The 10,539-nt window shown below is 68.4% G+C and carries 7 protein-coding genes and 2 pseudogenes; 3 read left to right on the top strand and 6 right to left on the bottom strand.

Going from position 1 to position 10,539, the window contains the following annotated elements:
* Positions 1-95 precede the first annotated feature (95 nt).
* Positions 96-782, top strand: a pseudogene (locus ACWD04_RS33295) (ISAzo13-like element transposase-related protein); the annotation flags it as partial.
* A 558-nt stretch (positions 783-1,340) separates the two neighbouring features.
* Here ACWD04_RS33295 and ACWD04_RS33300 read toward each other — a convergent pair.
* The 4 genes from ACWD04_RS33300 to ACWD04_RS33315 all read right to left on the bottom strand — a co-directional run bounded on the left by ACWD04_RS33300 (position 1,341) and on the right by ACWD04_RS33315 (position 4,787).
* A complete protein-coding gene (locus ACWD04_RS33300; RefSeq protein WP_451137469.1) occupies positions 1,341-2,054 on the bottom strand; it encodes a nitroreductase in 714 nt (237 codons plus the stop codon).
* Positions 2,055-2,387: 333 nt separating this feature from the next.
* Positions 2,388-2,984: a TetR/AcrR family transcriptional regulator gene (locus ACWD04_RS33305; RefSeq protein WP_451137470.1), complete on the bottom strand. Its 597-nt coding sequence runs from the start codon at positions 2,982-2,984 to the stop codon at positions 2,388-2,390.
* 243 nt (positions 2,985-3,227) lie between these two features.
* Positions 3,228-3,974, bottom strand: coding sequence for an NADPH-dependent F420 reductase (locus tag ACWD04_RS33310; protein WP_451137471.1), 747 nt, complete (start codon positions 3,972-3,974; stop codon positions 3,228-3,230).
* A gap of 186 nt (positions 3,975-4,160) precedes the next feature.
* Positions 4,161-4,787 (bottom strand): TetR/AcrR family transcriptional regulator, encoded by a 627-nt coding sequence (locus ACWD04_RS33315; RefSeq protein WP_451137472.1) that lies wholly within the window; start codon positions 4,785-4,787, stop codon positions 4,161-4,163.
* Positions 4,788-5,391: 604 nt separating this feature from the next.
* On the opposite strand from ACWD04_RS33315, the gene ACWD04_RS33320 reads away from it, so the two are divergent.
* Positions 5,392-6,966 carry a DHA2 family efflux MFS transporter permease subunit gene (locus ACWD04_RS33320; protein WP_451137473.1) on the top strand — a complete coding sequence of 525 codons (1,575 nt, stop codon included), beginning with the start codon at positions 5,392-5,394 and terminating at the stop codon, positions 6,964-6,966.
* Positions 6,963-8,303, top strand: a complete 1,341-nt coding sequence (locus ACWD04_RS33325) for an NtaA/DmoA family FMN-dependent monooxygenase (RefSeq protein ID WP_451137474.1) — start codon at positions 6,963-6,965, stop codon at positions 8,301-8,303. The genes ACWD04_RS33320 and ACWD04_RS33325 overlap by 4 nt, the downstream gene beginning before the upstream one ends.
* Before the next feature lie 109 nt (positions 8,304-8,412).
* Here the strand turns inward: ACWD04_RS33325 and ACWD04_RS33330 are convergent.
* Together ACWD04_RS33330 and ACWD04_RS33335 are read right to left on the bottom strand one after the other, a co-directional pair.
* A pseudogene (locus ACWD04_RS33330) lies at positions 8,413-9,477 on the bottom strand (IS630 family transposase).
* Between the two features lie 142 nt (positions 9,478-9,619).
* A complete protein-coding gene (locus ACWD04_RS33335) occupies positions 9,620-10,480 on the bottom strand; it encodes a hypothetical protein (protein WP_451137475.1) in 861 nt (286 codons plus the stop codon).
* Positions 10,481-10,539: the final 59 nt, after the last annotated feature.

Raw genomic sequence — 10,539 nt, forward strand, 5'->3', positions numbered from 1 at the left:
CGGACAACCCCACCCAAGGATGCATGTCTGGCCCAACGACCCCGCCCCTCCAGCGTCACCGCGAACTGCTTGTCGAGTTCAAGCAACGGCATTGGCCCGACACCTCGAAGTGGAACAAGATCGAGCACAGGCTGTTCTCACACATCACCATGAACTGGCGCGGCCGGCCGCTGACCAGCCACGAGGTCATCGTCCAGTCCATCACCGCAACCACCACCCGCACCGGACTGCGTGTGAAAGCCGCACTCGACACCAACACCTATCCCACCGGAGTCCGTATCGGCGACGCAGAGATGGCAGCGATGCCGCTCACCCGGCACGCCTTTCATGGCGAGTGGAACTATGCCCTGCACCCGCAGCCATGCCCTGCCATCCCGGCGGCCCGAGCTCCACTCACGCCGACCCTGCAGTGGGACCAGGCTCTGCTGTCGGATCCGGCCCTGACCGGGATGTCCCGGCAACAACTGGACGTCCTCACCCAAACTTTGTCCCTTGACGGTGATGCCCGGCGCGGCCGCCCGCCCCGGCTCACCGTCTCCGAGCAGGTCCTGGCCACCGTGCTTCATCTGCGGGTTGCCCTAGCCGCGGAGCCCTTGGCCATACTGTTCGGCAGCAGCCGCACCGCGATGCACCGCACGCTCCTGAAGAACAGGAAACTATTCGAGGCGCACGGCATCGGCATCCCACCCGCAACGACGCCACCCGTCGCCCTCGCAGACCTCCAAGCCCGGGTCCTCACCCAAACCGGCGAGCCCCACAACAAGATCAAGACGACGTGTTAATGATCTGCAAGCCCTTACTGAGGCTGAACTCGTGGTGTCGTAGGGGGTGACGACTGGTCGGTGGCTGCGGTATCACCGAAGCCTGTCAGCCCGGGAGCGTCTGCCCAGTTGGTGATCGCCGTGTGATACGCGGCTGATACGGCGAGGCCCCACCGAGGTCCGTCCTGTCGGGATATCTTCGCGAATCCGTGAGACGACGAAGCCGCACCGAAGCATTCCGGTGCGGCTTCCCTGTGAGATCGAACGCGCTGGCGCGCAGGACGCGATCGGTGACTCGTGCGGTCCGTGTGTATATGACTCTCTCGAGTGCCTGATTCGCGATCGCACCGGCTCATCCGTCCGTACGAGGGGTACGTGCCCCTACCGGTACGACCGGGTCACGTGAGTGCGGGGGGAACGGTCCGATCGACTATCTGGCCACCGGCAGCTGAACTGGCGATCTCGTCCTGTGGCGAAGCCACGGCTGCATTATTGGCGGCGAAATGTCCATGTAGCCGTCGATCTGAAATTTGTCGGCAACATCCCGATCGCCTACCCAGTGCCGCCGACCGGGAGGTGCTACTGCTCGTTGAGGACTCCGGGGGTGTCGTGCAGGACGACGCTCTGCTCCAGCGGAGCGCGTCCCATGTGGAAGCCGTTCACCGTTGCGGTCATGTCTGCGGCGCCGAAGGAGATGCCGAACAGCAGTTTGAGCTCCTTGGGAACGTCCAGGAACTCGCGGACGGTGTCGGCGTACTGCCCGAGCATGGTTTGCGGAATGCCGCCGAGGCCCCGGGCCGTCAGGGACAGCAGGAAGTTCTGTGCGTACATGCCGATGTCCCCGGCCGCCCGCACCCCGTCGCCGAACGCCGGCATGAAGAGGAAAGCGGCGTGGGGGGCGCCGAAGAATTCCAGGTTCTCAAGGGCGTGCGCGTGCCTTGACGCCTGGTCCGAGCGGGATATTCCCACGGACTGATAGACGGTCGCGGCGTGCTCGTGGGCCCGGTCGATGTAGGTGCCCTCGCCGAAGTCGGCGTAGCTGAAGGAGAAGTCGGGGGAGAACCGCTTCTCCTCATCGGCCTTGAGCAGTTCCTTGCTCAGGGCGTCGCGCGCTGCGCCCGAGACGACGTGCACCGTCCACGGCTGGGTGTTGCAGTTCGACGGAGCGGCCTGAGCGTCTTCCAGTATGCCGCGGATGTCCGACGGGGGCAGCGGGGTGGGCAGGAACTTCCGGACGGAGAACCGGGAGCGCACGATGTCGGTGATGGGCGAGGGTGTGGGGGTGGCGGGCAAGACGATTCCTTTCATAGGTGGCCGGTTGCGGTGACCACCTGGGTCTTACGATGCGGTTGCAGGTCGTGGGGTGGTGTTGGGGGCGTCGGCTGCGGGCGGGCGGTTCTGAGGCGACCGGGGTCTGAGGGAGGGACGGACGGGGCGATCACGGCCGGGTCTCGGACGGCATCGGCCGTACGCCCCGCGTTTCACAGCAGCGCTGTCGGTTGATCGGACTCTCCGGCAGCGCCCGTCCGGGGAATGGTCAGGTGCGGTGGCTGACTGTTCGTGGAAGGGCTCCGCTGTGGAGTCCGACGGCGCTGGCATTCGACTGCGCGAAGAAGGGCTGGTGGCCTACGCCGGGCCGTCCTGTTCGCGGTATCCGACCTCGATGAGGGCGCGCAGGCGGTCGAGCGCCTCTTCGTCGTGGGCGCCGGTGCCCTTGGTCCAGGCCAGCCAGACGGCCGCGAGGTACAGGTCGTAGCCCTTCACTGAGGGGCGTGCGTGTCCCACCTGCTGTGCGGCCCGCACGTACTCCTCGGTGGTGGCGATGAGGTCGTCGCAGGGGAGGGTGAGCGGGTTGCCCGGCTCCTGCTCCCGGGCCGCGGCCATGAGCGGTTCCGGCAGCCCACTGAAGGCGCTGAAGTACTCCTCCATGGCCCGCAGCCACAGCCGAAGCCTCTCGGAGGCATCACCGAGCTGGGCGATGTCCGCCCGGCGGGCCACCAGTTCCGCGGAGCGCGTCTGCAGCACGGCCGCCAGCAGCGCCTCCCGCGTCGGAAAGTGCCGGTAGAGCGTGCCGGGCCCGACGCCGGCCTCCTTGGCCACCCCCTCCAGGGAGGCGCCGACCCCGTCCCTCAGGAAGTGACGCTGCGCCGCCTCCAGCAGGGCCGCACGGTTGCGCTGGACATCCGCCCGTGGCTTGCGCCCCTGCTGGCCCTCGACGCTCATGCGTCCTCCCAGTTCTTGCGTGTTGCTATGGTCCCGATGAAAACGGAGGCTTACTCCGGATAGACTCGAGCCTAAAACGGAGGAGGCGTCCGATCAAGTGGCCTGGCGCCTCTTGGGAGGTCTTGCCGGGTTTCACGGAAGGGCGGGGACGGCCGCTCGCCCCCGTTGCCCGCCCTCCTCGGTGCCGGTCCGGGCGCATACTGCTCGACGGCCGATGTGCGAGTACGGGGCACGCCTAGGGGGTCACATGAACAGGGCCCGGTTCAGGCGGACGACGTACTTCGCATCGGGGTTGGTCGTGGCGTCCCCGACCCTTTCCTGGACCGCGGCAACGGCCAGGTCGCGCCGCCGGGGCAGGCGCTCGGCCTCTGCCGCGGCCAGCGCGTCCGGCATCTCCTCGCGGGTGAGGTCGGTGCAGTAGCAGGGCGCGCCCGGCTGCTGGCGCCAGGAGTCCGCGAGCGTGCCGGCGTCGAAGGCGTCGAACCCGGTGTCCTCGACCAGTGCCATGGCCGCCTGGCGGTCCTGGTCGCGGTCGGCGGCGACGGGGATGGCGATGCGGCCTGGGCTTCCCGCGGGCATGTCCTTGGTCGCGAACGAGTGGGAACCGATCGCGTTCCACGCCTTGGCGATCGGCCGGCCCAGCTGTTCGGTGACCCACAGGCTCTCGGCCTGGCCGGCGTCGATGGCCTCGATCCGGCCGTCCCGCGCCGGGTAGTAGTTCGACGTGTCGATGATGGCCGTGTCGGCCGGTACGGCGGCGATCAGCGGCGCTACCTGAGGCAGACGGATCAGGGGAATCGAGAGGATCACGACGTCGACGTCCGCCGCGACCTCCGCCGCGGTGACCGCACGTCCGCCCGAGGACAGCACGTCGGCCTCGATCGTGTGCGGGCCGCGCGAGTTGGCGACCTTTACGTCATGTCCTGCGGCACTGAGCCGCTGGGTCAGGGTCTTGCCGATGTGTCCTACGCCCAAAATGCCGATCTTCATGGTGGATCTCCTTGCGTCGAGTCGAGGGAAGAAGGAAGCCGGTCGGCGGCTGACGCGGCGCCGGCATTCCCCCGGCATACGGGGGCAACGCGGCCGACCGGGCAGGTCCTGGCCGGTGACGGGTGTCCGGCGGTGAAGCCTTGAGGGACTGTCTTGCGGAAAGTCGTCGCGCTTGTTCGCTTGCGTTTACGGCGCTGAAGGGCCTTCGTCGCTGTCGGGCGTTGTTTGCCTCGCGGGCGTCTCCCACCCGGTGCGCATGAGGGAGACGAGCGCGTCGGGCGACGACTCGTCGGCCAGGGCGGCGCCACGGGCCCAGGCCGTGGCCAGCGTGCTGAGGAACAGGTCACGTCCCCGCACCCGGGGATTGGCGTGGCCGTCGCGCTGAGCCGCGCAAAGGAAGTCCTCGGTGGTCGTGACGAAGCCCTGGCAGGTGAGCGCCAGCGGGGACGTGCCTTCGGTCAGTGCGGCCCGCAGGGGTTCGGGCAGGCCGTCGAAGGCGGTCACCCATTTGTTCAGCGCCTGAAGCCACTGCGTGAGCGCGGCGCGGGAGTCGGTCACCTCGCGCTGGATGGCGATGCGGCGGGCTTCCAGTTCTTCGTCGCGGGCCTGCAGCAGGGCAGCCAGCAGCGCCTCCCGGTTGGGGAAGTGCCGGTAGAGCGTGCCCGGGCCGACACCGGCCCGCTTGGCGATGGCGTCCAGGGAGCCGGTGATGCCCTGCTCGGCGAAGAACTCCTCCGCGACCTCCAGGATGTGTGTGCGGTTGCGCTGCTTGTCCGTCCGCTGCCGGCGCTCGCCGGCGGCTGCCTCACCCATGTCCGTGCACCTCTCGTCGGCCATACGGAGGCTATCTCCACATTGCCGTTGGTGAAACGGAGACTACCTCCTTATCTGTTCCGATGTTACCGCCGGCCTTGGCGGGCAGGCGCCACTCCTGGCGCGGCCGGGCGCGGCAGGCGGGAGGTCAGCGCCGGTGGTCGCCGGGGAGGCGGCCGCCTCCCGCCCCGGTGTGGAACGCGGCCACAGCCGGCTCCACTTCACTCACGGACGTGCATGTGAGGGCGATGAGCTGATCGCCGCCGCCTGTCGGCCGTGAGCCTGGGGCGTCCGCCGGCCGCTTGTGTCCAGGCGCCTTCCGTGGCTTCGGTCGCGTCCGCTCGGCCGTCGTTGACAGGCGGAGAGCTCCTCCGTATCGTTCTTGCGTGAACGGAGACTGTCTCCGTTTCCCTCCGGTTCGTCGAAGCGCCGGGCGAGGCCCTGGTGGCCCCCGCGGATCGCCGGCGGCTCACTGCCGGCTGACGTCCTTGCGCATGCCGGGTGCGGGCCCGCCGACGGGCCGGACCCGACCCTGCCCGCCGACGGGCCGGGCACGTCGCAGCGACTGATCTTCTCCACACCTCACGAGATGGCGAGCACGTACATGACCACCCGACCGGCATCTGGCGTCGCAGCCGCGGCACCGACGACCCACTCCGGCGATCGACTCCCACCGGGTGTCGCCCTGGTCATCGGGGTCCTGATGGTCTCGACGTTCATCGTCTTCCTCAACGAGATGCTCCTCGGCGTCGCCCTGCCCACGCTGATCGCGGACTTCGGGGTCAGCCCGAGCACCGGGCAGTGGGTCACGACCGGCTTCCTGCTGACCATGGCCGTGCTGATCCCTGCCAGCGGATTCGTGATGCGACGGTTCCACATGCGAACGGTCTTCCTGGTCGCGATGTCGCTGTTCCTCGTCGGGACGACGCTCGCCGCGATTGCGCCGACGTTCGGCCTTCTGGTGGCCGGCCGGGTCATCCAGGCGTCCGGCACCGCCGTCTTCCTGCCCCTGTTGATGACCACGACGATGCGCTTGGTCCCGGTCGGCCGCCGCGGCCAGATGATGGCGATCTCAACGGCCGTCCCGTCCGTGGCACCGGCTCTCGGGCCGGCGCTGTCGGGTCTCGTGCTGTCTGCACTGAGCTGGCGCTGGCTGTTCATCCTGATGCTGCCGATCGCGGTCGCTGCCCTGGCGCTGGGCGCGTGGAAGCTGCGCAACACCACCACCCCGGAGCCGGTGGCCCTGGACGTGCCGTCGTTGCTGCTGTCCGCGATCGGGTTCGGCGGCCTGGTCTACGGACTCTCCCTGATCGGCGAGGCATCTGCCGGGCACTCCCCGATCTCGCCGTACCTGCCGATCGCGGTGGGCCTGGCGGGCCTGGTGGCGTTCGTCCTGCGACAGATCCCCCTGCAGCGTCGCGACAGCGCGTTCCTGGACATGCGGATCTTCCTCCGGAAGTCGTTCGTCCTGCCGATCCTGGTGATGGTGTTCGTCGCGGGCAACGGGATCGGTTTGCTGGTCGTGGTCCCGCTGGTACTGACCAACGTCACCGGCCTGAGCACCCTCCAGCTCGGCCTCTTCCTGATCCCGGGCGGGGCGGCGATCTCGACCGTGGCGGCCCTGAGCGGCCGCTTCTACGACCGTCTCGGCCCGCGCCCGCTGGTGATTCCCGGTGCGATCGTCTGGCTGGCCGTCCTGTGGTTCCTCAGCCGGGTGGACGAGAGCACGAGCGTGATCACGCTGATGCTCGCGTGGCTGGTGTTCACCAGCGCGATGGCCGCGATGTGGGCGCCGCTCACGACCAGCGCGATGGGCGCCCTGCGGACCGAGCTCTACCCGCACGGCACCGCGGCCTTCGCCACCGTCCAGCAGCTCGCCGGTGCCGGTTTCGGTGCGGTGTTCATCTCGACCTACACCATCGGTTCCGGTGCCCGGGACGCCGGCGTGCTCACCACGGCGCAGGCCGAGTCCGCCGGACAGGCGGCCTTCATCACCGCCTGGGCCATCGGCCTGCTCGTGCTTGTGGGCGCCCTCTTCGTCGGCCGGACACCGACTCCGGCCGCCGACGGGACGGTCGCTGCCGCGCCGGGGCCGGTCAGCGACGAGACGGTCGACGACGAGGCCGTCGGCGGCGCGTCGGCCGTCGACGAAGCGGTCTGCAAGGCGGGGGCCCGGTGACCGCGGACAGGAAGCTCGTCCTCGGGATGGGGCTGATCGACGGATACGGTGGCCTGCACGGTGCCTGGCGTGCCCCGCACGTGGACCCCGGGACCTACGCCGACGTCGATGCCACCGTGCGTCATGCGAGAGCCGCCGAGCGCGGCAAGTTCGCCTTCCTCTTCACTCCCGACTTCCCCGCCGTACGCGGCGATGTCGAGCACTCCACGATCAGCAACCTCATGGACCCGCTCATCCAGCTGACCGCCGTCGCGCGCGAGACGACGAACATCGGCTTCGTCGCGACCGGGTCGACGACGTTCCAGGAACCGTTCAACACGGCACGCCAGTTCAAGGCCCTGGACGTGGTGAGCCATGGGCGCGCAGGCTGGAACGCGGTGACGACCAGTGACCCTGCCGTCGCCGCCAACTACGGACGGCCCGTCGCCGACCGCGCCGAGCGTTACCAACGGGCGCACGAGACGATTCAGATCGTCCAGGCGCTCTGGGGCAGCTGGCACGAAGACGCGTGGATCAAGGACCAGGCAGCGAACCGCTTCATCGACCCGACGAAACTGCAGCCCGTCAACCTGCAGGGCCAGTACGTCGCCTCGCGAGGCCCCCTGGCGATCCCACCATCGGAACAGGGCCAGCCCGTCATCTTCACGTCCGGCGGCCCCAGCCCGCACCTCCTGTCGATCGCGGGCCGCTACGCGAGCGGCTTCATCGCCGAGGTGTGGACGATCGAGGAGGCGCGCGCCCAGCGTGAACTCGTGCGGAACGCGGCACGCGAAGCCGGCCGCAACCCCGACGAGATCAAGTACATCGCCGGCATCATGACCACCGTCGCGCCGACCGTGCGCGAGGGCCTCGACCGTCGCCTGACATACTCGGGCGACGTCATCGAGGCCCGCCTGCCCCACCTCGGCGCGATGCTCGGGATCCATATCCACCCGGATCAATTCGACGAACCTCTCACGCCGGAACAGCTGGCGTCCGCGCACGCCTCACCGCGGGACCCGCGCTCGTTAAACGCGCTAGCGGTGGCACGCCAGGGGTGGTCCCCGCGCGACGTCCTCGCCCACGGCGTGATCGACTTCCATCCCACCGTCGTGGGCCCGGGCGAACTCCACGCCGACCACCTTCAGGAGTGGTTCGAGGCAGGAGCCGCCGACGGCTTCTGGGTGACACCCGACGTCTACGAGGACGGCATCGACGCATTCGTCGACGAGGTGGTGCCGATCCTGCAGGAACGCGGCATCTATCCCACCGAGTACCCAGGCACGACCCTGCGCGAGAACCTCGGCATTCCGCACCAGTACGGACTCGACCCCCGCATCACCGGAACCGAGCAGTAAGACCGTGTCCTACATGGCCAGCTTGAGGAACCGTTTGCAGCAGCAGAGAGCCGCTGCCAGTCCGAGAAAGGCCAGTTACTGAGGTCGAACTCGAATGTCGTGTTGCCGATCAGGCGGGTGGGATGGTCAGGCCGGTCTCGGTGAGACAGCCGTCTATGAGGTGACTGCGGTACTGGATGCCGCAGGCCGCGCCGGACGGTCTGGATGAGGTGTTCTGGGGTGCTGAAGGCGACGTTGGAGAGCCAGCCGCGCCGTAGGAGTGACCAGATGCCTTCGACGGGGTTGAGGTCGGGTACGTAGGGCGGCAGGTAGTAGATGGTCAGCCAGTCCCGCGATTCGGCGAACTCCCGCAGTCCGGCGGCCTTGTGGACGTTGAGGTTGTCCCAGACGAGGACGATCGGGCCGCCGAGCTGCTGGTGGGCGGCGATGAGCAGGTCGCGGTAGTCGCGCCAGGAGAAGCTCTCGCGCCCGTCATGGTTGTCGTCGTCGCGGCGGGGCCGGTAGATCAGCCTTGACCGGTGGCCGGGTTTGCAGCAGGTCAGAGCTGCGATGGATATCCGTCTGCGGGAACGTCCGCGGACCCGTACTACCGGGGTCCGGCCGCGTGGCGACCACGTCTTCGCTTGCGGCGGCGTCATGGAGAATCCGGCTTCGTCTTCGAAGACGAGCCAGGCTCCACGGGCCGCCGCGAGCCTTCCGCGCAGGGCCACACCTCCTTGACCCACCCCGCGACCGCGTTGTCGTCCCGCTCCATCGCTCTACGAGCCGGCACCTGACAGGACCAGCCGTCGCGCACCAACAGCTTCCGCACGCCCTGGATCGTGTACGTCAGATGGAAGCGTCGCCCGATCACTGTCTTGACCCGGCTGAGAGTCCAGCGCTGATCCTCCCAGCCATGCGCGGCCGGCCCCTTGGCCAGCTCCGCCTCCAACCGCGTGAACTGCTTCTCGCTCAGCCTCGGCAGCGACGCCGGCCCCTGCGACCGCAAGGACCGCGGGCCATCCTCGGCCCACGCGTGACGCCATCGCCGGACCGAGCGGACACTGACCCGCAGATCTCTGGCGATCGCTGAACTGCCCTCGCCCATGGCGAACCGCTCGGCCGCCTTGAGCCGTAACCCCTCGCGGAACTGCTGCCGCTCGGCGGTCAGCCCGCCCCCTTGTGGATACCGCATGTCTCCGGTGATACCGCAACCACCGACCAGTCGACACCCCCTACGACACCACGAGTTCAGCCTCAGTAGCCGGCGAAACTCAACCGCACCTGACGGTTGTAAGGGCCTTGACCCAAGGCCGGGTAGTTAACGTTTTTGCAGGTCACGCAAGAGGTGTTGGGGTCCATGCCGTGGCGGCGTAGAGGCCGGGGCCGAGTTTGTGGATGAGGCCGGTCTCGGCCCATCTGGAGAGCTGCCGATACATGGTCTCCATGGTGATGTCGCCGAAGTGAGAAGCGATGTCGCGGGGGCGCCAGAGGCGGGTGGGGTCCTCCTCGATCAGGCCAAGGATCCGGTGGCGGCGGCGGTCGGCGGGGGCGGTGTTCCGGTCGTCGCGAGAGATGGCGGGGAGCTGAGGGTGCAGTTCGCGAGGTTCGATGACGTTGATGTCGAGACCGGTGATGGTGCGGCTGGTGTCGGGCCTGCCGTCGTCATGGCGGGTGCTGTAACGGGACATCGGTGACTTGACCTTGCGGGTGCTGACGCGCTGGCGTCGGGGCGGCAGGAGACGGGCCAGGATCCGGTGCCCGATCAGCCCTACGCGACCGACATCGGCGGGGTCGGTGATGACGGCGGCGGCCTGGATGACCTGGTCGCGGGCGGTCTGGAGGGCGATGGTGAAACAGCAGCGGTCCGGATCGGTGCCAGGTAGCGACTCAGCGGCCTCGACCATCATGGTGCGTAGGGCCTGATAGAGGGTGAGCAGGGCCCACATCTCCTGTTCGATGCCGGCCGGGTCGCCCGAGCGCAGGACACGCCCGTTCATGATTGTGTGGCGGAGCGCGTAGTACGCAGATTCGTGCTCCCACCGCTGGTGGTAGAGGCCCACCAGCACGGCCGCCGGGTAGCGGCCGGCGTCGGTCAAGGTGGTGACCAGCCGGTAGGAGCCGGTGAAGACGGTGCCGTCCGCGCAGGTCACCGTGATGTTTGAGGCGTCCCCCGGAGTGTGGACACAGGGGCTCATGCCGCGATTGAGAGTTTAACTGCTCGCAGATGCTGCTGTTCGAACTCCACGGGTGAGAG

Source organism: Streptomyces sp. NPDC002911, from assembly GCF_053591835.1.